The organism is Methylopila sp. Yamaguchi, from assembly GCF_002897035.1.
Lineage (GTDB): Bacteria > Pseudomonadota > Alphaproteobacteria > Rhizobiales > Methylopilaceae > Methylopila.
Window position 1 is genome coordinate 159816 of the sequence record NZ_BAUX01000009.1, and the last position, 20468, is coordinate 180283.

18 protein-coding genes are annotated in these 20468 nt (G+C 69.8%); 7 read left to right on the forward strand and 11 right to left on the reverse strand.

The features are described from left to right. Positions 1-201 precede the first annotated feature (201 nt). From METY_RS12425 to mnmE, 5 genes are all read right to left on the reverse strand, one after another. Positions 202-1074, reverse strand: a complete 873-nt coding sequence (locus METY_RS12425; RefSeq protein ID WP_103121704.1) for a ParB/RepB/Spo0J family partition protein — start codon at positions 1072-1074, stop codon at positions 202-204. A gap of 22 nt (positions 1075-1096) precedes the next feature. Continuing rightward, positions 1097-1921: a ParA family protein gene (locus tag METY_RS12430; RefSeq protein WP_103121705.1), complete on the reverse strand. Its 825-nt coding sequence runs from the start codon at positions 1919-1921 to the stop codon at positions 1097-1099. A gap of 31 nt (positions 1922-1952) precedes the next feature. After that, complete coding sequence (rsmG, locus tag METY_RS12435) at positions 1953-2615, reverse strand: 16S rRNA (guanine(527)-N(7))-methyltransferase RsmG (RefSeq protein WP_255400918.1); 663 nt, start codon at positions 2613-2615, stop codon at positions 1953-1955. A 60-nt stretch (positions 2616-2675) separates the two neighbouring features. Next, positions 2676-4526: a tRNA uridine-5-carboxymethylaminomethyl(34) synthesis enzyme MnmG gene (gene mnmG / locus METY_RS12440; protein ID WP_103121706.1), complete on the reverse strand. Its 1851-nt coding sequence runs from the start codon at positions 4524-4526 to the stop codon at positions 2676-2678. Positions 4527-4635: 109 nt separating this feature from the next. Further along, the gene (gene mnmE, locus METY_RS12445) at positions 4636-5934 is read right to left on the reverse strand and encodes a tRNA uridine-5-carboxymethylaminomethyl(34) synthesis GTPase MnmE (RefSeq protein ID WP_255400923.1); all 1299 of its coding nucleotides are present in this window, start codon (positions 5932-5934) and stop codon (positions 4636-4638) included. A 68-nt stretch (positions 5935-6002) separates the two neighbouring features. Here mnmE and METY_RS12450 point away from each other — a divergent pair, with 68 nt between their 5' ends. Next, entirely contained in the window at positions 6003-8006 is a 2004-nt protein-coding gene (locus tag METY_RS12450; RefSeq protein WP_103121708.1) for a thioredoxin domain-containing protein, read from the forward strand. Between the two features lie 22 nt (positions 8007-8028). Here METY_RS12450 and panD read toward each other — a convergent pair whose 3' ends face one another. Both panD and ccrA read right to left on the reverse strand, forming a co-directional pair. After that, positions 8029-8475 (reverse strand): aspartate 1-decarboxylase, encoded by a 447-nt coding sequence (gene panD / locus METY_RS12455; protein WP_103121709.1) that lies wholly within the window; start codon positions 8473-8475, stop codon positions 8029-8031. A gap of 103 nt (positions 8476-8578) precedes the next feature. Continuing rightward, complete coding sequence (ccrA, locus tag METY_RS12460) at positions 8579-9874, reverse strand: crotonyl-CoA carboxylase/reductase (RefSeq protein ID WP_103121710.1); 1296 nt, start codon at positions 9872-9874, stop codon at positions 8579-8581. 179 nt (positions 9875-10053) lie between these two features. On the opposite strand from ccrA, the gene METY_RS12465 reads away from it, so the two are divergent. Further along, a complete protein-coding gene (locus METY_RS12465) occupies positions 10054-10317 on the forward strand; it encodes a GlsB/YeaQ/YmgE family stress response membrane protein (RefSeq protein WP_020187273.1) in 264 nt (87 codons plus the stop codon). 226 nt (positions 10318-10543) lie between these two features. Further along, complete coding sequence (locus METY_RS12470) at positions 10544-12514, forward strand: protein meaA (protein ID WP_103121711.1); 1971 nt, start codon at positions 10544-10546, stop codon at positions 12512-12514. Between the two features lie 148 nt (positions 12515-12662). Here METY_RS12470 and METY_RS12475 read toward each other — a convergent pair whose 3' ends face one another. The 4 genes from METY_RS12475 to METY_RS12490 form a co-directional block, all read right to left on the reverse strand. After that, positions 12663-13046: an acyl-CoA thioesterase gene (locus METY_RS12475; RefSeq protein WP_103121712.1), complete on the reverse strand. Its 384-nt coding sequence runs from the start codon at positions 13044-13046 to the stop codon at positions 12663-12665. Between the two features lie 67 nt (positions 13047-13113). After that, positions 13114-13710 (reverse strand): Smr/MutS family protein, encoded by a 597-nt coding sequence (locus METY_RS12480; protein ID WP_103121713.1) that lies wholly within the window; start codon positions 13708-13710, stop codon positions 13114-13116. Next, on the reverse strand, positions 13707-14882 hold the full coding sequence (gene mltA / locus METY_RS12485; RefSeq protein ID WP_244593634.1) for a murein transglycosylase A: 1176 nt from the start codon (positions 14880-14882) through the stop codon (positions 13707-13709). The genes METY_RS12480 and mltA overlap by 4 nt, the downstream gene beginning before the upstream one ends. A gap of 18 nt (positions 14883-14900) precedes the next feature. Next, positions 14901-15626 (reverse strand): Tim44/TimA family putative adaptor protein, encoded by a 726-nt coding sequence (locus tag METY_RS12490; RefSeq protein ID WP_103121715.1) that lies wholly within the window; start codon positions 15624-15626, stop codon positions 14901-14903. Between the two features lie 247 nt (positions 15627-15873). Between METY_RS12490 and METY_RS12495 the strand changes: the two genes are divergently transcribed. The 4 genes from METY_RS12495 to lptE all read left to right on the forward strand — a co-directional run bounded on the left by METY_RS12495 (position 15874) and on the right by lptE (position 20398). Continuing rightward, positions 15874-16326, forward strand: coding sequence for an FxsA family protein (locus METY_RS12495; protein WP_103121716.1), 453 nt, complete (start codon positions 15874-15876; stop codon positions 16324-16326). 129 nt (positions 16327-16455) lie between these two features. Then, on the forward strand, positions 16456-16935 hold the full coding sequence (secB, locus tag METY_RS12500) for a protein-export chaperone SecB (RefSeq protein WP_103121717.1): 480 nt from the start codon (positions 16456-16458) through the stop codon (positions 16933-16935). Between the two features lie 288 nt (positions 16936-17223). After that, positions 17224-19848, forward strand: coding sequence for a leucine--tRNA ligase (gene leuS, locus METY_RS12505; RefSeq protein ID WP_103121718.1), 2625 nt, complete (start codon positions 17224-17226; stop codon positions 19846-19848). Beyond that, entirely contained in the window at positions 19835-20398 is a 564-nt protein-coding gene (gene lptE, locus METY_RS12510; protein WP_103121719.1) for an LPS assembly lipoprotein LptE, read from the forward strand. The genes leuS and lptE overlap by 14 nt, the downstream gene beginning before the upstream one ends. The last annotated feature ends 70 nt before the right edge of the window (positions 20399-20468 follow it).

Genomic DNA, 20468 nt, shown 5'->3' on the forward strand with positions numbered 1-20468 from the left:
GAGCGCGCCGGCCGCCAGCGGGCTTCTATTAGGCTGCGGGGGCCTGCGTCCGATTTTTAGCCCCTCCGGGGGTTCATCCTAGGGCCCAACGATCCGTCGTCCTCTGGGCTGACCGGAAGACCGACCGCAACCATCCAGCCGGACGCGAGGTGTGGATGGTGCGGTCAAGCCGGACACTGACGGCGTGGGCGCCGCCCGTTTTCACCCCTTCAGCCGCGCAGCCACCATGTCGAGCTGCTCGAGGTCGGCGTAGCGGATGACGAGCTCGCCGCCCTGGCCTTTCGGCTTCAGCGTCACCGCGAGGCCCAGCGCCTCGGAGAGAGCCTCCTCAAGCGCGCGCACGTCGGCGTCCTTCTCAGGCTTTGCACGGCGGGCGCCGTCGACCGACTTGGTCTCTGGCGCGCGGGCCATAGCCTCGACCTCGCGCACCGACAAGCCTTTCGCCACGGCCTTTTCTGCGGCGGAAGAGGGGTCGTCGAGCGCGAGCAGGGCGCGGGCGTGGCCGGCGGTGAGCGCGCCGTTCAGCACATGGGCCTTCACGCTGTCGGGCAGCTTCGTCAGCCGCAGCGTGTTCGCGATGTGGCTTCGGCTCTTGCCGATAACGCGAGCGAGATCCTCCTGCCGGTAGGAGAACTGCGTCATCAGCTGCTCGTAGCCGACGGCCTCGTCGATCGCGTTGAGGTCCGCGCGCTGGACGTTCTCGACGATCGCGATCTCAAGCGCCTCGCGTTCGGTGACGTCGAGGATGACGATGGGCGCATCATGAACGCCGGCCCGCTGCGCCGCGCGCCAGCGCCGTTCGCCCGCGATGATCTCGAACTGCTCCGTTCCGCCCGCAGCGCGCCGCACGAGGATCGGCTGCAGCACGCCTTTCTCGCGCACCGAAGCCGCGAGATCGTCGAGTTCGGCCTCGTTGAAATGACGGCGCGGGTTCGCGGGGTTCGGCCTGAGATGCGCGATGGGCGCGCGGCGCTGGCCGCGGGACCGCTCGACCACCGCGCCTTCGTCGGCGACGTCGCCGATCAGCGCCGCGAGGCCGCGCCCCAAGCGCGACCGGGAGGGCTCGTCCGCCATGCTCATCCTTTCAAAGGTCCCGTCAGGCCGCGCGCAGCGTGCGTTCGCGCTGGATCACCTCGGAGGCGAGGCGCAGATAGGCCTGCGAGCCATTGCACTTCAGGTCGTACAGCAGCACCGGCTTGCCGTGGGACGGCGCCTCGGAGACGCGTACGTTCCGCGGGATCATCGTCTCGTAGACCTTGTCGCCCATGAACTGGCGCACGTCCGCCACCACCTGGCCGGAGAGGTTGTTGCGCGGGTCGAACATGGTCAGCACCACGCCGTGGATCGACAGGTTCGGGTTCAGTGAGCCGCGCACCTGCTCCACGGTCTTCAGCAGCTGGCTGAGGCCCTCGAGCGCGAAGAACTCGCACTGCAGCGGCACCACGATCGCGTTGGCCGCGGTCATGGCGTTGATCGTGAGCAGGTTCAGCGAGGGCGGGCAGTCGACCAGCACATAGGTGTAGCGCCGGTCCGCCGTCGCGCCGTCGTGCAGCGCACGCACCGCGTCGCGCAGCCGGAAGGCGCGGTCGCGCTCGGAAGCGATCTCCAACTCGACGCCCAGCAGGTCCATCGTGGAGGGCGCCAGGTGCAGCCGCGGGACGGCGGTCTCGTGGATGGTTTCCGCCAGCGTCGCTTCGCCGACGAGCACGTCATAGGTCGACAGCCGCCGTGCGCGGTGATCGATCCCGAGCCCGGTGGAGGCGTTGCCCTGCGGATCGAGATCGACGATCAGAACGCTTTCGCCGATGGCGGCGAGCGCGGTGCCGAGGTTGATCGCCGTCGTCGTCTTGCCGACCCCGCCCTTCTGATTGGCGAGCGTCAGCACGCGAGGCGCGCCGGCAGGGAAATGCGAGGACAACATCTGGCGGCTCCGGCGTCGAACGCGCGTGGCTCTAGGCGTTCGACCGGAGCTCCTGAAGACCCTCGACGCGCACGATGCGCGCGGCGGGGTCGGTTCGGCTCGGGTGAAACGATGCCTTAACTTTCCAGGATTCCGAGGCCTGGGTCAATTCAAGCTCCGCCTTCTCTCCCTTGGGAAACAGTCCGATCGCGCCGCTTTTCAACAGCGGCGCCGCCAGCGTGAGAAGGTCGCTCAGCGGGGCCAGCGCCCGGGCGCTGACGACATCGGCCCGTGAGACCACGGACCCGAGCACCGCCTCCGCCCGAACCGCATGAACCGTGACAGAGACGCCCATGGCGCGCGCCGTTTCGCGCAGGAACGCCGCCTTCTTCAGATTGCTTTCGACGAGATGGACATGAGCCTTACCCGCCAGAAGGGCGGCCGCAACGAGGCCGGGAAACCCTGCGCCGGAGCCGAGATCGACCCATAGTCTGGCGTCCTTTGGCGCTAGCGCGACGAGCTGCGCGCTGTCCGCCACATGCCGCGTCCACGCCTCCGCGAGGGTGGTGGGCGCGACCAGGTTCATCGTGCCCTGCCACCGGTCGAGCATCGAAACGAGCTGCCCCAGCCGAGCCCATGTTTCACGTGAAACATCGACAAGCGTTTGGGCCTTCGCCCGGTCCGCGGCGCGAATGTGGGCGTCAACGGGGGGCATGGAGAGACTCCGGTCGGAAAGCGTCCGCGGCGGGCGGGGAAAGTCTCTGCAACTGCGCCGTCATGCCGCCCGGCGGGCGCGCGCCGCGATCAACGTCAGGGCCGCCGGCGTCATGCCCTCGATGCGTCCCGCCTGGCCCAGCGTTCTGGGAGCGACCGCCAGGAGCTTGTCGCGCAGCTCCGCCGACAGGCCGGGGAGAGCGGCATAGTCGATATCGACCGGTATGGCCGCTTGCTCCTCGGCGCGGAAGCGCCGGATGTCGACCTCCTGCCGGTCGAGGTAGACGGCGTAGGACGCCTCGATCTCAAGCTGGGCGAAGGTCGCAACGTCCACGCCCGCTATCTCCGGCCAGAGCCGAACCAGCTCCTCCCGTCCGACATCGGGAAGCGACAGCAGCTCGAAGGCGGAGCGGCGGCGGCCGTCGTGGTTTACATGCACGCCATGACGGGCGGCCTCCGTCGGGGTGACGGTGAGCCCGCGGGCTAGCGCCTCCGCGGCTGCGAGGGCGTCCGCCTTCGCGGCGAACGCGCGGGAGCGCGCGGGGCTCACGCAGCCCAGCGCCTCGCCGCGCCGGGTCAGCCGCAGGTCGGCGTTGTCAGCCCGCAGGCTCAGGCGGTACTCAGCGCGCGAGGTGAACATCCGGTAGGGCTCGGTCACGCCGCGGGTGACGAGGTCGTCGACCATCACCCCGAGATAGGCCTCGGACCTGTCGAAGGTCGCGCCAGCCGATCCCCCGACGACCCGCGCCGCGTTGAGCCCTGCGAGCAGCCCTTGGGCCGCCGCTTCCTCGTAGCCCGTCGTGCCGTTGATCTGACCCGCGAGATAGAGGCCCGGAAGCCGCTTCGCCTCCAGCGTCGGATCGAGCTCGCGCGGATCGACATGGTCGTACTCGATCGCATAGCCCGGCCGCAGGATCTCGACGCGCTCCAGCCCCGGGATCGAACGCACCAGCGCCAGCTGTACGTCCTCGGGCAGCGAGGTGGAAATGCCGTTGGGGTAAACCGTCGGATCGTCGAGCCCCTCGGGCTCCAGGAAGATCTGGTGGCTCTCGCGATCGCCGAAGCGCACCACCTTGTCCTCGATCGAGGGGCAATAGCGCGGGCCGCGGCTCTCGATCTGGCCGGAGTACATCGGCGAGCGCGCGATGTTGGCCCGGATGATCGCGTGGGTCTCGGCCGTGGTGCGGGTGATGTGGCAGACGGTCTGCGGCGTGGTGATCGCCGCCGTCAGCGTAGAGAACGGCTCGGGCGGGGCGTCGCCCGGCTGCTCCTCGAGCGCCGCGAAATCGATGGTCCGGCCATCCAGCCGGGGAGGGGTGCCCGTCTTCAGCCGGCCCAGCGCGAGCCCGGCTGCGGCGAGCCGCTTCGACAGCCCAAGCGCCGGCGCCTCGCCGACGCGGCCTGCGGGGATCGTGCGTTCGCCTATGTGGATCAAGCCACGGAGAAAAGTGCCCGTCGTCAGCACCACCGCGCCGGCGGCGATCCGCCGGCCGTCGCCCGTAACGACGCCCGCGACGCGACCATTCTCGATAATCAGGTCGTCGACTTCGGCCTCGAAGAGAGTGAGGTTCGGCTGCGCCGTGAGCGCGGCCTGCATGGCGGCGGCGTAGAGCTTGCGGTCAGCCTGCGCGCGCGGGCCGCGGACGGCGGGTCCCTTGCGCCGGTTCAGCACCCGGAACTGGATGCCGCCGGCGTCGGCCACGAGGCCCATCAACCCGTCGAGCGCGTCGATCTCGCGGACGAGATGGCCCTTGCCGAGGCCGCCGATGGCCGGGTTGCACGACATGGCGCCGATCGTATCGGCGCGATGGGTCACCAGCGCGGTCGCCGCGCCCGTGCGCGCGGACGCCGCCGCCGCTTCGCAGCCCGCATGACCGCCGCCTACCACGATGACGTCGAAGGACGTCCGCATGTCCCGCAATCCTGAGCTTGAGACTGATAAGCCTGACCCATAGCCCCCCGGGGCCGCGGCGGCAACGACGGCCAATGTTTCACGTGAAACATTGGCCCACGCCCAAGGCTTATTTGCCGATGCAGAAGCTCGCGAACAGGCGGTCGAGCACGTCCTCGACGCCGACCCGGCCTGCGACACGCCCAAGCTCCGTCGCCGCGCGGCGCAGGCGCTCCGCAAGAAACTCGTCGGGCAGCGTCTCCCAATGATCGAGCGCCACGCGCATCTCGACCCCCGCCGCCTGGATGGCGTCGCGATGGCGTGCGCGGGTGAGCCCCACGTGGTCGCCGCCAAGACCGTCCCGCGCGGCGGCGCCTAAGGCCGCGACCAGATCGTCGAGGCCGGCGCCGGTGTGGGTCGAGATCGACCAATCCGCCCATTCAGGCGCGGCGGACGTCAGGTCGGCCTTACTGGCGATCGTCCACAGCGCGCCCCCTGTCGATGGGGCGAGCATCTCGTCGGGGGAGGCGGACTCCCGCATCCACAGAACGAGCTCCGCGTCCGCGGCCCGCGCGGTCGCGCGGCGCACGCCCTCCCGCTCCACCAGGTCGTCCGTGGCGCGCAGACCGGCGGTGTCGGCGAGGATTACGGGGTATCCGTCGAGATCGAGATGGACCTCGACAACGTCCCGCGTCGTACCGGGAATGTCGGTCACGATCGCGGCCTCGCGCCGCGCGAGCGCGTTGAGCAACGATGACTTGCCGGCGTTGGGCGCGCCGACGATGGCGATCCTGAAGCCCTCGCGCAGCCGTTCGGCGCGGGTGTCGGCCAGCGCGGCGTCGAGGTCGTGCGCAAGGGCCGCGATCTCGCCCCGTGCCTGCACGCGCGCAGCCGCCGGCACGTCGTCCTCGTCCGAGAAATCGATACCGGCCTCCACCAGCGCCATGGCCGCAATCAGCCGGTCGCGCCAGCCGTCGACGATCGCGGAAAGCGCGCCCTCGCTCTGGCGGATGGCCTGCCGGCGCTGGCCCTGGGTCTCAGCGTCGATCAGGTCCGCGAGACCCTCGGTCTCGGCGAGGTCGAGCTTGCCGGCGAGAAACGCGCGGCGCGTGAACTCGCCCGGCTCCGCAATACGTACGCCGTCCACCGCCAGCGTCGCCTCCAGCACGGCCGCGACCACCGCGCGGCCGCCGTGCAGGTGCAGCTCCGCGGCGTCCTCGCCGGTGGCGCTGGCGGGGCCGGGAAACCACAGCGCCAGCCCGCGATCGAGCAGCTCGCCGGTTCCGGGATGGCGCAAGGCCCGGAACGCGGCGACGCGCGGCGCCGGCCGCCCGCCCGCGATGCGGTCCAGCGCAAGCCCCGCCGCAGGTCCGGACATCCGGAGCACGGCGATCGCCGCGCGTCCCGGCGCGGTGGAGACAGCCGCGATGGTGTCGCGCTCGGCAAGAGCCCTAGGTTGATGACTCGACGAGCGCCTTCCCGACGCCTGGAAACCTGATGACAAATCGCCTCTCCGCCTCAGCGAGCCCCTATCTTCTCCAGCACGCGGACAATCCCGTCCACTGGTGGGAGTGGGGCCCCGAGGCGTTCGCGGAAGCAAAGCGGTCCAACCGGCCGGTGCTGCTGTCGATCGGCTACGCCGCCTGCCATTGGTGCCACGTGATGGCGCACGAGAGCTTCGAGGACGAAGCGGTGGCCGCGGTGATGAACGAGCATGTGGTCGCGATCAAGGTCGACCGCGAGGAGCGGCCGGACGTGGATCAGATCTACATGTCCGCCCTGCACGCGCTTGGTCAGCAGGGCGGTTGGCCGCTGACCATGTTCCTGACGCCGGATGGCGACCCGTTCTGGGGCGGCACCTACTTCCCCAAACAGGCGGCCTATGGCCGGCCCGGCTTTCCCGACGTCGTGCGGACGATTGCGACGGTCTACCGCGAGGACCCGGACCGGGTGTCGCAGAACGTCGCCGGCATCGCGGCGAAGCTGAAGCCGGCGGCGGCCCCTGCGGGCGATTTCGGCCCGGCGCAACTCGACGAGGTCGCCCAGCGCGTAGTGCGGATCTACGATCCCGTTAACGGGGGTTTCCACGGCGCGCCGAAGTTTCCCCAGACTGGAGTGCTCGAAGGCCTGCTCCGCAGCGCCCGTCGCACGGGCGACGCCGCTTTGGCGGCGCCCGCCGAGCTGACGTTGCGGCAGATGACGAAGGGCGGGATCCACGATCATCTCGGGGGCGGTTTCGCGCGCTATTCGACCGACGCCCGCTGGCTCGCACCGCACTTCGAGAAGATGCTTTACGACAACGCCCAGCTGCTGCCCCTTCTTGCGAGTGTTGGGCGGGAGACCGGGGACGAGCGGCTCACCGCCGCGGCGCATGGGATCATCGACTGGTTGGCGCACGAGATGATCACGGAAGAAGGCGCCTTCGCCGCGAGCCTCGACGCCGACACAGAGGGCGTCGAGGGGCGGTTCTACGTCTGGCGGCGCTCGGAACTCGAAGGCATCCTTGGCCCGGACGAGGCGGCCTTTGCGGCCGACGCGTTCGATATTGCGGACGGCGGAAACTGGGAGGGGGTTTCGATCCCGAACCGTCTCGACGAGCGGGCCGCGATCGATGAGACCCGGCTGACTGAAGTCAGCGCGCGGTTGCGCGCGGCGCGAGACGCGCGGGTCCGGCCCGGTCGCGACGACAAGGTTCTCGCGGATTGGAACGGGCTCATGATCGCGGCGCTGGCCGACACGGCCGCTCTGCTCGGCCGACCCGACGCCCTGGCGCTGGCTGAGCGGGCCTTCGCCTTCATCGCCCGCGAGATGACGAGAGGCGATCGCCTGGGCCATGCCTTCCGCGGCGGCCGGCTGATTTATCCGGGATTCGCCACGGACTACGGCGCGATGGCGCTCGCCGCTCTCGCGCTCGCTGGCGCGACAGGCGAGCAGGCCTACCGTGACCATGCGGCGAGCTGGCTCGGGGCGGCGGACGCGCACCACCGCAATCCGCACGGTCCCGGCTTCGCCCTGGACGCCGACGATGCCCACCGGCTGGTGGTGCGCCCCGAGGCGCTGACCGACGAGGCGCTTCCGAGCGGCACCGCATTGATCCTCGCTGCGGAGCTCAGGCTCGCCGCCTTCGACGCGGACGATCGGCGGCTGACGCGGCTCGATGGCGAACTCGCCGCTTTGATGGGTCTGATGGCCTCGAACGTCATCGGCCATGGCGGACTGTTGAACGTGCTCGACGGCCGGATGCGGCTGGCCTCGGTCGTCGTCGTCGGAGGCGGCGCGGCGGCGGACGCGCTTCACGTTGAGGCGCTTTCGGCGCCGGCCTGGGAACGCGTCGTCCGCCGGGTGGCGACGCTCGAGGCTTTGCCGGCCGATCACCCCGCTCGAGTGGGCCGTGTCGACGGCGCCGCCGCCTTCGTCTGCGCTGGCCAGCGCTGCTCGCTGCCGGTTACGGAGCTAGCGGCTCTCAGGCGGACGATCGTGGAGATGACGCGGCTGGGGTGAGGGTCGCGCGCCGACGCGCCGCTCACCCTACCAAGTCGCGCACGTCCAGCGGCGCGCCCGCGTCGGTCTCGATCGCCATGTCGAGCTCGCCCGCCGGGTTCCGAAAGACGCGATACACGATGCGCTCGTCGATCTGGTTGCCGGACTTGAAGGTCAGCACTTTCGGCCGGCGGGCCATCACGTCGTCGGCCGAGCCCCACTCGGACGAGGCGACGATGACTTCATCGCCCACCTGGCAGGTACGCGCGGCCGCGCCGTTCAGGATGCAGCACCGCGAGCCAGGAACGCCGTAGAGCACATAGGTCGAGATCCGCGCGCCGGACATCTTGTTCCAGATCTCGACGAACTCGAGCGGCTCCAGCCCCGCCTCGCGGCACAGCTCGGCGTCGATGGTGATGGAGCCGTGATAGTTCAGGTCCGCGCCCGTCACGCGAATGCCGTGGAGCTTGGCCCGGACGTACTGCTGCATGGCGGCCGCTTTCCTTCTATGAGCGGGGGTCGGAACATGACAAGAGCGCCGGGTGACCCCCGGCGCTCTTCGACTGCCTTTGATCGGACCGCCGATCAAGCGCTCATGCGGCGGCCGCAGCGTCGGCGGAGACAGCCGGGATCGCGTCCGCCTCGGCCACGTCCTCGACCGTGCGCAGGCCGGCGCGAGGCGCATTGACCAGCACGGCCATGTTGCCGGGCGCATGCTGGTTCTTCCACATCTTGGTGTGGGCCTTCGGGATGTCGGCGAAGGTGAACACCTCCGACATGCAGGGGTCGACGCGACGGTCGATGACGAACTTGTTCGCGGCCGACGCTTGCTTCAGGTGGGCGAAGTGCGAGCCCTGGATGCGCTTCTGCCGCATCCAGACGTAACGGGCGTCGAAGGTGATGTTGAAGCCGGACGTGCCGGCGCAGAACACCACCATGCCGCCGCGCTTCACCACGAGGCAGGAGACGGGGAAGGTCGCCTCGCCAGGGTGCTCGAACACCATGTCGACGTCGACGCCCTTGCCGGTGATCTCCCAGATCGCCTTGCCGAACGCACGGGCCGACTTCACCCACGTATTGTATTCGGGGCTGTTGACCTTGGGCATCTGGCCCCAGCAATCGAAGTCCTTGCGGTTGATCACGCCCTTCGCGCCGAGGCTCATGACGTAGTCGCGCTTCGACTCGTCCGAGATCACGCCGATCGCGTTGCCGCCCGACGCCGCGATCAGCTGGACCGCGAACACGCCGAGGCCGCCCGAGGCGCCCCACACCAGGACATTGTCCGAGGGCTTCAGCGCGTGCGGAGGATGGCCGAACAGCATGCGGTAGGCGGTGGCGAGCGTCAGCGTGTAGCAGGACGCCTCCTCCCAGGTCAGATGCTTCGGCCGCTGCATCAGCTGACGCGACTGAACGCGGCAGAACTGCGCGAACGAGCCGTCCGGCGTCTCGTAGCCCCAGATGCGCTGCGAGGGCGAGAACATCGGATCGCCGCCGTTGCACTCCTCGTCGTCGCCGTCGTCCCTGTTGCAGTGGACGATGACCTCGTCGCCGACCTGCCAGCGCTTCACCTTGCGGCCGACGGCCCACACAATGCCGGAGGCGTCGGAGCCGCCGATGTGGATCGGGTTCTTGTGCACGTCGATCGGCGAGATCGGCTCGCCCAGCGAGGCCCAGACCTGATTGTAGTTCACGCCCGCGGCCATGACGTAGACGAGCACCTCGTCGTCGCCGATGTCCCAGGTGGGCACCACCTCGAGCTGCATCGCGCTCTCGGGCGGCCCGTGCCGCTCCTTACGGACGACCCAGGCGTGCATGTTCGCCGGCACATGGCCGAGCGGAGGCATCTCGCCCAACTCGTAGAGATCTTTACGCTCGGTCGTTGCGGCCATGGCGAAAGCTTTCGTCAGTATCCGGGTCCGAGCGGCAATATGACGTCGGGTCGAAAGCGCGCAATGCGACGTTGGCCTCATGTTGCGATGCGATATGGTCGTTCGCCGACTGCGCTCCATGTCTAAAGACGCAATCGGCGGGAACGGTCCCGCCTTCTAAGTCGAAGGACGTAGACGCTATGGAACCGTTCGCAGGATTTGGAATTCTCGCCGTGCTGTTGATCGGCGCGATCGCGGGCTGGCTCGCCGGCCAGATCGTCCGTGGCTACGGCTTCGGCATCATCGGCAACATCATCGTCGGCATCATCGGCGCCGTCATCGGCACCTGGCTCCTCGGCCAGCTCGGCGTCTCCACCGGCGGCGGCGTGCTGGGCGCGATCATCGGCTCGACCATCGGCGCGATCGTGCTGCTGCTGATCATCGGACTGTTCCGGAGGGCGTAAGTCTGACGGCGTTCAGGGCAGTCATCCCGGACGGCGCCGCGCGCCGATCCGGGATCGCCGGCCGTCTCATCGAGACCCCGCGACAATCCAGGCTCTCCGTTCCGGCGGGATGACATGACGCGGTCCCCGCCTCTCCAACCAACGCCTCATTGCGGCGCAGCACGCGGACGCTAAACCTGAGCCCCGCGGCGCATGTCTGCGGCGAGCGGTCGGCGGAGCGATATTCATGGCGGACAAACCCTGGCTGATCCGGACCTACGCGGGCCATTCCACGCCCGCAGAGTCCAATCGGCTCTACAAGTCCAACCTCGCCAAGGGCCAGACCGGCCTCTCCGTCGCCTTCGACCTGCCGACCCAGACCGGCTACGACCCCGACCACATCCTCTCGCGCGGCGAGGTCGGCAAGGTCGGCGTTCCGGTCTCCCATCTCGGCGACATGCGGGCGCTGTTCGACGGCATCCCGCTCGCCCAGATGAACACCTCGATGACGATCAACGCGACGGCGGCCTGGCTGCTCGCGCTCTACGTCGCGCAGGCCGAGGAGCAGGGCGCCGACCGCGCCGCCCTGAACGGCACGACGCAGAACGACATCATCAAGGAGTACCTGTCGCGCGGGACCTACGTGTTTCCGCCGGCGCCCTCGCTTCGGCTGATCCGCGACGTCATCACCTTCACCACGGCGGCGATGCCGAAGTGGAACCCGATGAACGTCTGCTCCTACCACCTGCAGGAAGCCGGCGCGACGCCGGTGCAGGAGCTCGCCTACGCGCTCGCGACCGGGATCGCGGTGCTCGACGAGGTCAAGGCGACCAACCCGAGCGAGGAGGTGTTCGCCCAGACCGTGCAGCGCATCTCGTTCTTCGTGAACGCCGGGATGAAGTTCATCACCGAGATCGCGAAGATGCGCGCCTTCGTCGACCTGTGGGACGAGATCACCCGCGACCGCTACGGCGTCACCGACGCCAAGAGCCGCCGCTTCCGCTACGGCGTGCAGGTCAACTCGCTCGGTCTGACCGAGCCGCAACCCGAGAACAACGTCTACCGCATCCTGATCCAGACGCTGGCCGTCACGCTGTCGAAGGACGCCCGCGCCCGCGCCGTCCAGTTACCGGCTTGGAACGAGGCGCTGGGCCTGCCGCGGCCGTGGGACCAGCAGTGGTCGCTGCGCGCCCAGCAGATCCTGGCCTATGAGACCGACATCCTCGAATACGCCGACATTTTCAACGGCTCCGAGGTGATGAACGCCAAGGTCGAGGCCCTGAAGGACGAAGCCCGCGCCGAGCTTGCGCGCATCGACGAGATGGGCGGGGCGATCGCCGCCGTGCAGTCGGGCTACATGAAGGGCCGGCTGGTGGAGTCGAACGCCCGTCGCCTCGCGGCGATCGAGAGCGGCGAGCAGGTGGTCGTCGGCGTGAACCGCTGGAAGGAGACGGAGCCTTCGCCGCTGTCGACCGGCGCCGGCTCGATCCAGGTGGTGCCCGAAAGCGTCGGCCAGGAGGCGATCGAGCGCCTCGAGGCCTGGCGCGCGCAGCGCGACGCCAAGGCCGTCGAGGCGGCGCTCGCCGAGGTCGCCGCCGCCGCGAAGGAGGACCGCAACATCATGGAGCCGTCGATCGCCGCCGCGAAAGCGGGCGTCACCACCGGCGAGTGGGGCCAGACCCTGCGCGACATCTTCGGCGAGTTCCGGGCTCCGACGGGCGTCGGCCGCGCCGTGCGCGCGGATGCCGGCGGCGCCGAGATCGAAGAGGTGCGCGCCCAGGTCGAGGCCGCCTCGGGCCGCCTGGGCCGCCGGCTGAAGCTGCTCGTGGGCAAGCCCGGCCTCGATGGGCACTCGAATGGGGCGGAGCAGATCGCCGTCCGCGCCCGCGACTGCGGCTTCGAGGTCGTCTACGAGGGCATCCGACTGACGCCGTCCGAAATCGTCAACGCCGCGCTCGAAGAGGGCGTCCACGTGGTCGGGCTGTCGATCCTCTCCGGCTCCCACGTGCCCCTGGTGCGCGACGTGATCGAGCGCATGCGGAAGGTGGGCCTCGACGACGTGCCGCTGATCGTCGGCGGCATCATTCCGCCCGAGGACGAGCTTCAGCTCAAGGCGATGGGCGTGGCCGAGGTCTACACCCCGAAGAACTTCGACCTCACCAAGATCATGGCCGACATCGTCCGCATCGCCGAAATCGCCCATAAGGAAGCGGCGTAAGCGAACTGAACCCGCCCGCGTGCTTCGAGACGCCTCGACTTCGTCGAGGCTCCTCAGCATGAGGTGCGCGCCGCAGACCTCCTCATGCTGAGGAGGGCCGAAGGCCCGTCTCGAAGCACGCTCAGAGCGTCAAGACCTTTACCTCAACTCACTCGGGGAGCGGTCGCGGCTTGCGGTCCTCGTCGATCGCCACGAAGGTGAAGGTCGCCTCCGTCACGCGGCGCATCTCGTCCTCGTCGCGTTTGCGGCGCCAGGCTTCGATGCGAATGCGGATCGACGTCCGGCCGCGCTTCACCACCGTCCCGTAGAAGCTGACCTCGTCGCCCACGAGCACCGGGCTGAGGAAGGTCATCTGGTCGACGGCGATCGTCGCGCATCGTCCGCGCGCGATGCGGGCGGCGACGTTGCCGGCGGCGAGGTCCATCTGCGCCATCAGCCAGCCTCCGAAGATGTCGCCGGCGGGGTTGGTGTCCGCCGGCATGGCGATCGTGCGGATGACGGGATCCGTATTCGGCAATCTCTCGGAGTCCATCGCCGCCCCGCTGGTCGTATGAGACTTTCGTCGAATTACAGCATCACAGCCGGCACGACGACAAGTTTCAGCGCCAGACGCCGCCGCGCCGGATGCGCACATAGAGCGCGCCCGAGCCGCCATGATGGATCTGCGCAGTCTCGAAGCCCACCACCAGCCCGCGCGCGGCGGGCGAGGACAGCCAGATCGGCACGGACCGACGTAGCACCCCGCGCTCGGGCCCGAACAGGTCGCCTTCGGCCGGGCCCGGCCGACCTTTTCCGGTGATAACAAGAACGACCTTAAAGCCCGAGGCCTGGGCGGCTGCGAGGAACGCGCCCAGCCGTCGGTGGGCCTCCTCCTGCCGGAGGCCGTGAAGATCGATGCGGGCGTCGACCGCGACGACCCCCCGCGAGATCCGCCGACGCAGCTTCGGCTCGAGCGGCGCCAGCGGCGGCGGGGCCGGGATCTGGGGCTTGGGAAGGGGAGCCGGCGGCGGCGCCTTCGCGCGCTTCGGCATCTTGCCCGGCGGCGGCGGCGGTCCCGGAGGCGGCGGCTCGACGGGCGGAGGCGCGGCCTGGGGCTCCTCCGGCTTGCGGGGGCCGAGCGGCGTCACGCTTTCGACGACCTTGCTCCAGAGTTCGCGTTCCGTCGATGAGAGCGTTCGTTTGCGGCGACCGGTCACGGCCGCGATCCTGCTTCCCGTAGCGCGGCGGCGTCGGCCTTCGGCAGCAGCACCACGAAGTCCGTCTGCTCGCGCATGCCGCCCGCGACCTTCCCGGCTTCGTCTCCTGAGCCGGCGAAATAATCGCCGCGCGCTTGTCCCAGAATGGCGGAGCCGGTGTCCTGCGCTATGACGAGACGCTTGAGCGCGGCGCCGCCCACCGTGCTCGGCAACCGCCCCTCGATCCAGACGGGCAGGCCGTAGGACCAGCGCGTCCGGTCCACCGCAAGGCTTCGCCCAGCCTTGAGCGGGACGGCCTGCGCCCCCCGTGGACCGTCATCGGGCGTCAGGCTCTCGTCGATGCGGAAGAAGATGTAGGACGCGTTCTCGCGCATGATCGCACGTCCCTCCGCAGGACGCGCGCCGAGCCAGGCCCGCAGGGCCTGCATCGAGGCGACGTCCTTCGCCATCTCGCCGCGCTGGACCAGCAGGCGCCCGATCGGCGTGAACGGACGCCCGTTGCGGCCATCATAGGCGATGCGGACGATCCGTCCGTCGGCCAGGCGGACGCGGGTCGAGCCTTGCACGTGCACGAAGAAGGCGTCGATCCGCGTCAGCCAGACCAGCGGCTTCGCCCGCGCGCCCAGCGCGCCGTCCTCGATCTCGGCGCGCGTCGGGTAGGGCGCGTGGCCCTCGGCTGTCTTGCGCGCCGCCGTCAGCGCGTCCGGCACGCCCTCGGGGCGCGCCGCCCCGTCCGCGAGGTCGACCAGGTCGTCGGGGCGCGCGAGCAGCGGCGTGTCGTAGATCGCGTCGGGCGCCGCCCGGCCATCGACCTCGGGCTCGTAATAGCCGGTAAGGATCCCGCGCCCCGCCCGCATCGGCGTGAAGCGCTCCTCGAAGAAGCGGCGGGCGGCCGCGTCGTCCTCGACAGGCGCGTCGAGCGCCGCGCGGCAGGTGGCCTGCAACGCCTGCGACGGCGGCAGCGCCGGGCGCAACGGCGGCAGACGATCGATGATCGCGCGGCACGAGAGAAGAAAGGCGTCGAACGCGGCGAGGTGGTCGTCGGCGGCCCAGCCGTCCAGCGCGGCGTAGGCGACAGGCGTGAGGGGCGCGTCGGCGGCCCGGCCCGCGCCAGAAAGAAGGGTCGCTCCGAGAAGGCCTGCGGCGAGCGCCGCCGCGGCGCGCGCAGCCATCGTCAGGGTCCTTCGGCGTCAGACCGCTTCGGTCGAGATCAGGCGCCAGTTCGGGTCGCGGGCGTTAAGCTCGCGCGCGAAGGTCCAGACGTCGACGAGGTCCGCGATCTCGGTCGGGCTGCCGTCGATCACGACGCCGTTCTTGTCGCGGGTGGCGGTGATGATCTGCGAGACGAAGCGCACCGTCAGCTGCGCGGACTTGCCCACGATCTCGACCTCCGTGATCTCGGCTTTTTCAATCGCGACGAACCGCGACTCCACCGTCTCGCCCCGGCTTTCGCGTTCGGCGATCGCAGCGCTGAAGCCTTCGAACACCTCTTTCGCGAGGAGGGGCTTCAGCGTCTTGCGGTCGCCGGCGGCGAAGGCGCCGACGATCATCTCATAGGCCGCGCGGGCGCCGCCGATGAAGCCGCGGGCGTCGAAGCCGTTCTCGGCCGCGGCGATCTCGTCGAGGCCGAGCGCGACCGGCGTGCCGGGCGCGGCGATCCCTTTCCAGCGCTCGCCGGCAGGTTCGTCGTCCAGCGGGCCGTGATCCGGGCGCGCGCCGTCGGAGGCGCGCGTCGGCAGGGGAACGACTTTGTCGTTCGCTGGCGTCGGCTCCGGCCCGGCGGGCGGCGTACGGAACGCGTCGTTCGGACGCCGCTCGTTGCCCGTGCGCGTGCCCAGCACCGACCGCAGCCGGATGAAGATGAACACGGCCAGCACGAGGATGATGATCGTGTAGATGTCGAAGCCGTCGCTCATCGGGTCTCGCAATCGTGTGGCCGGAGCGCGCCCCACGCCGCACAGGGCCGCGCACGCTCCGATGTATATGTGCCGTTCGGCCCCGTCGATCCAGTCGCGGCGCCGTTACCCGTCGTCGCGGGCCGGCTCCCGGCGTCGTGACCGGCGGGGCCATGCGCCGTACCCCTTGCGGAACTTGGCGGAACGGCGTGTCGTTCCCACATGAGGCGCGCCGGCTTCTCGGCGCAAGGACCTTCACGGACACGTCATGCCACGGCTGCTCACTCTCTTCCTGGCCCTGCCGATCCTCGAGATCGTCGCCTTCGCGCTCGTCGCGGCGGCCATCGGCGTCGGCAAGGCCATCTTGCTGCAGGTGGCGATCTCGGCCATCGGCATCGCCATGCTCGGCTCGCTGGTGTCCGAGGCCAAGACGGAGGCGCGCCGCCGCGGCGGGCTGGTGTCCTTCGCGATGGACGGCTCCAAGGGCCTGCGTGGCCTCGCGGGTCTTCTGTTCGCGATCCCGGGCTTCATCACCGACGTGATCGGCGTTCTGGCGCTCGTGCCGGAGGTTCGGACGCGCATCCGGCGCTTTCTCGGCTGGGCCGAGGTCGCCCCGGCGACGGTCCGCCCCCAGACCGCGCGTCCGGCCCGGAAGGAGATGCTCGACCTCGATCAGGCCGAGTGGCGCGAGGTCGAGCCGGCGCGCCGTCCCGAGCGCTGACGGTCCTCGCCTGAGCTTCGCCAAGGTCGGCTTGCGGGCGCGCGCGGCGGCGTGGTAACCCGCGGGCCGCCGATCGCGGCTTCGTCGCGCGCGCGGCCGATCCGTCCTCCGACGCCGAAAGTCGATAAAATGGCAAACACCCACGGCGCTTCCGAGTCCGCCGCGCCCGCGATCAACGTCCTCGCCCAGTACGCGAAGGACCTCTCGTTCGAAAACCCCAACGCGCCGCGCTCGCTCGCCCCGCGCCAGACCTCGCCGAACATCGAGATCAAGGTCAACGTCAACGCCCGCAAGGTCGGCGAGACGGACTTCGAGGTCGAGCTGGCGATCGAGGGCCAGGCCAAGGACGGCGACTCGCTGCTGTTCCGCGTCGACCTGTCCTACGGCGGCGTGTTCCGCGTCGTGAACATTCCGGAAGAGCAGCTCCACCCGGTCGTCATGATCGAGTGCCCGCGCCTGCTGTTCCCCTTCGCGCGCCAGATCGTCGCCGAAGCGGTGCGCAACGGCGGCTTCCCGCCGCTGATGATCGACCCCGTCGATTTCGCGGCGCTCTACCGCGCCCGCGCCGAAGAGGCGCTCGCCCAGCAGGCGACCGGCGCGCCGAACTAAGGCCTGTTCGCCGAGGTTCGTGCCCCGGCGCCGAGCGGGGGGACGGACCTCAGTCGACGACCGGAGGGCGCGACGGCCGCCGCGCCCGATAGCGGATAAAGCGGCCTCATCGCGTCCCGCTCATGGCCGGGAAAACCACGGTCCGTGTCCACGCGGCCGTTCGGGGGACGTCGCTCTCCCACCAAGCCTCTGCTTCGGTTGACCCTTGTCGGCGTTCGGGCGAATGTCCGCGCGCTTCGGCGCCGCGCGCCGCATCCCCTTTGACCTGAAGTCTGGCGTACCCATCCGATGACGACCGAGCGCTACAACGCGCGAGAGGCCGAGCCCCGCTGGCAGAAGAGCTGGAACGAGCGCAAGCTGTTCGAGACCGACGCCGGGGATGCGCGCCCCAACTACTACGTGCTGGAGATGTTCCCCTATCCGTCGGGGCGCATCCACATGGGCCATGTGCGCAACTACGCGATGGGCGACGTCGTCGCGCGCTACAAGCGCGCCAAGGGTTTCGCGGTGATGCACCCGATGGGCTGGGACGCCTTCGGCCTGCCCGCCGAGAACGCCGCCATCGAGAAGAAGGTCCATCCCAAGGCCTGGACCTACGACAACATCGCCACCATGCGCGACCAGCTGAAGGCGATCGGCCTCTCGCTGGACTGGAGCCGCGAGATCGCGACCTGCGATCCCGAATACTACGCGCAGCAGCAGAAGCTGTTCCGGGACTTCCTGAAGGCCGGCCTCGCCTACCGCCGCCAGTCCAAGGTGAACTGGGACCCGGTGGACAACACCGTGCTCGCCAACGAGCAGGTGATCGACGGCCGCGGCTGGCGCTCGGGCGCGCTGGTGGAGCAGCGCGAGCTGACCCAGTGGTTCCTGAAGATCACCGACTTCTCCGAGGACCTGCTGTCGGCGCTCGACGGGCTGACGCGCTGGCCGGAGAAGGTCCGGACCATGCAGAAGAACTGGATCGGCCGCTCGGAAGGGCTGCTGGTGCGCTGGCCGCTCGCGGACGCGCCCGGCGCCAACGCGCCGGCCGGCGAGGTCGAGGTCTACACGACGCGGCCCGACACGCTGTTCGGCGCGAGCTTCCTAGCGCTCTCGGCGGACCACCCCATCGCCAAGGCAATGGCCGAGGGAAACCCGGCGCTGTCCGCCTTCCTCGACGACTGCCGCCGCGCGGGCACCAGCGTCGCGGCGCTCGAGACCGCCGAGAAGAAGGGCTTCGACACGGGCCTCAAGGCGAAGCACCCGTTCGACCCATCGTGGGAGCTGCCGGTTTACGTCGCGAACTTCGTGCTGATGGACTACGGCACGGGCGCGATCTTCGGCTGCCCGGCGCACGACCAGCGGGACCTCGACTTCGCGCGCGCCTACGGACTGCCGGTGACGCCGGTCGTCGCGCCGGAAGGCGCGGACCCTGCCTCGGTCACGATCGACGACGTCGCCTATGACGGCGACGGCGTGATGATCAATTCCCGCTTCCTCGACGGCCTGCGCCCGGCCGACGCGTTTCAGGAGGTCGCGCGGCGGCTGGAGACGGAAGAGCTGGACGGCCGTCCGGTCGCCGCCCGCAAGGTCAATTGGCGTCTGCGCGACTGGGGGATCTCCCGCCAGCGCTACTGGGGCTGCCCGATTCCGGTGATCCATTGCGAGGCCTGCGGCGTCGTGCCGGTGCCGGACGACCAGCTGCCGGTGCGCCTGCCCGACGACGTGACCTTCGACCAGCCGGGCAACCCGCTGGACCGGCACGACGCCTGGCGCAACGTGGCCTGCCCGCAGTGCGACGGTCCGGCGCGGCGCGAGACCGACACCATGGACACCTTCGTGGACTCGTCCTGGTACTACGCCCGCTTCACGTCCCCCCGCGCCGCCTCGCCTACTGTGAAGGCGACGGCCGACCGCTGGCTGCCGGTCGACCAGTACATCGGCGGCGTGGAGCACGCGATCCTGCACCTGCTGTACTCGCGGTTCTTCACCCGCGCGATGAAGGCCACGGGTCATGTGGGCCTCGACGAGCCCTTCGCAGGCCTGTTCACGCAAGGCATGGTGGTCCACGAGACCTACAAGGACGCGGCCGGCCAATGGGTCGCGCCGGCCGACATCCGGATCGCGGAGGAAGGCGGCGCACGCCGCGCCACCCGGCTCGACGACGGCGCTCCGATCGAAATCGGATCGATCGAGAAGATGTCGAAGTCGAAGAAGAACGTCGTCGACCCCAACGACATCCTCGGAACCTACGGCGCGGACACCGCCCGCTGGTTCATGCTGTCCGACAGCCCCCCCGAGCGCGACGTGATCTGGACCGAGTCCGGGGTCGAGGGCGCGAGCCGCTTCGTGCAGCGCGTGTGGCGGCTGGTGAACGACGCGGCCGTAAAGGGCGCGCCGGCCGGCGCCGCTGCGCCGGCGAGCGTCGGCCCGGCCGCGGAAAGCCTGCGCCGCGCAGCCCACGGCGCCCTGGCCCGGGTCGAGGACGACATCGAGCGCCTGCGCTTCAACCGCTGCGTCGCGGCCTCCTACGAGCTCGCCAACGCGCTGGGACAAGCGCTGCAGGCGGAGTCGGCGCCTGCGGACGACATGGCCTTCGCGCTGCGCGAGGCGGCCGAAATCCTTGTGCAGATCGTCGCGCCCTTCATGCCGCATCTCGCTGAGGAGTCGTGGTCGGCGCTCGGACATGCCACTCTCGTCGCCGAGACGCCCTGGCCGAAGGCGGACCCTGCGCTGCTCGCCTCCGACGTCGTGACCCTGCCGGTGCAGGTGAACGGCAAGAAGCGGGACGAGATCACGGTCGCCCGCGACGCCGACGCCAAGGCAATCGAAGCGCTCGTGCGCGAGTTGGACGTCGTTCAGAAGGCGATTGGCGACAAGCCGATCCGGAAGATCATCGTCGTGCCGCAGAGGATCGTGAATGTCGTCGTCTGACATCGAGTTCCGGCCCGCGCGCCGCGCCGTCATCCGCGTCGGCCTTGCGGCGGGCCTGTCGCTGACGCTGGCGGGCTGCTTCCGCCCGCTCTACAGCGAGCAGAGCTATGCGACCGGGCCCTCCGCCAAGGGCGAGGCCCCGGTGCTCACGAACCTGCGCCGCATCGACGTGCGCCCGATCGAGGGCCGCATCGGCAACACGCTCCGCAACGAGCTCATCTTCCAGCTGCGCGGCGGCGAGGCCGCGGAGGCGACCGCCTACCGGCTCGACATCTCGATCGCGAACCGGGCGCAGTCCCCAATCGTGGACCCGTTCACCGGCCAGCCCGAGACCCGCACGGTCTCGCTGAGCGTCGACTACGCGCTGAAGCCTGCGGGCCAGATCGATCCGGTGATCTCGGGCCAGGAGTTCGCCTCGGCGTCCTACTCCTACACGCTGCAGCGCTTCGCCGACATCCGCGCCGAGCGCGACGCCCAGAACCGGGCTGCCGTTCAGATCGCGGGCAAGCTGCGCAATCGCCTGCAGGGCTATTTCGCGACGGGGCGGTAGACTCCGCAGCGACTCGCCTCAGAAGCGCTCCGTCATGCCCCGGCTTGTCCGGGGATGACGGAGGACGTCG

Excerpts from the sequence above, each read along its gene's own strand:
- rsmG (WP_255400918.1), bottom strand. The coding sequence starts at position 2,615 with ATGCCCCCCGTTGACGCCCACATTCGCGCCGCGGACCGGGCGAAGGCC.
- secB (WP_103121717.1), top strand. The coding sequence starts at position 16,456 with ATGGCAAACACCCACGGCGCTTCCGAGTCCGCCGCGCCCGCGATCAAC.
- METY_RS12465 (WP_020187273.1), top strand. The coding sequence starts at position 10,054 with ATGGAACCGTTCGCAGGATTTGGAATTCTCGCCGTGCTGTTGATCGGC.
- mltA (WP_244593634.1), bottom strand. The coding sequence starts at position 14,882 with ATGGCTGCGCGCGCCGCGGCGGCGCTCGCCGCAGGCCTTCTCGGAGCG.
- lptE (WP_103121719.1), top strand. The coding sequence starts at position 19,835 with ATGTCGTCGTCTGACATCGAGTTCCGGCCCGCGCGCCGCGCCGTCATC.
- METY_RS12450 (WP_103121708.1), top strand. The coding sequence starts at position 6,003 with ATGACAAATCGCCTCTCCGCCTCAGCGAGCCCCTATCTTCTCCAGCAC.
- METY_RS12430 (WP_103121705.1), bottom strand. The coding sequence starts at position 1,921 with ATGTTGTCCTCGCATTTCCCTGCCGGCGCGCCTCGCGTGCTGACGCTC.
- METY_RS12490 (WP_103121715.1), bottom strand. The coding sequence starts at position 15,626 with ATGAGCGACGGCTTCGACATCTACACGATCATCATCCTCGTGCTGGCC.
- METY_RS12475 (WP_103121712.1), bottom strand. The coding sequence starts at position 13,046 with ATGGACTCCGAGAGATTGCCGAATACGGATCCCGTCATCCGCACGATC.
- panD (WP_103121709.1), bottom strand. The coding sequence starts at position 8,475 with ATGCAGCAGTACGTCCGGGCCAAGCTCCACGGCATTCGCGTGACGGGC.
- mnmG (WP_103121706.1), bottom strand. The coding sequence starts at position 4,526 with ATGCGGACGTCCTTCGACGTCATCGTGGTAGGCGGCGGTCATGCGGGC.
- METY_RS12495 (WP_103121716.1), top strand. The coding sequence starts at position 15,874 with ATGCCACGGCTGCTCACTCTCTTCCTGGCCCTGCCGATCCTCGAGATC.
- ccrA (WP_103121710.1), bottom strand. The coding sequence starts at position 9,874 with ATGGCCGCAACGACCGAGCGTAAAGATCTCTACGAGTTGGGCGAGATG.
- leuS (WP_103121718.1), top strand. The coding sequence starts at position 17,224 with ATGACGACCGAGCGCTACAACGCGCGAGAGGCCGAGCCCCGCTGGCAG.
- METY_RS12470 (WP_103121711.1), top strand. The coding sequence starts at position 10,544 with ATGGCGGACAAACCCTGGCTGATCCGGACCTACGCGGGCCATTCCACG.
- METY_RS12425 (WP_103121704.1), bottom strand. The coding sequence starts at position 1,074 with ATGGCGGACGAGCCCTCCCGGTCGCGCTTGGGGCGCGGCCTCGCGGCG.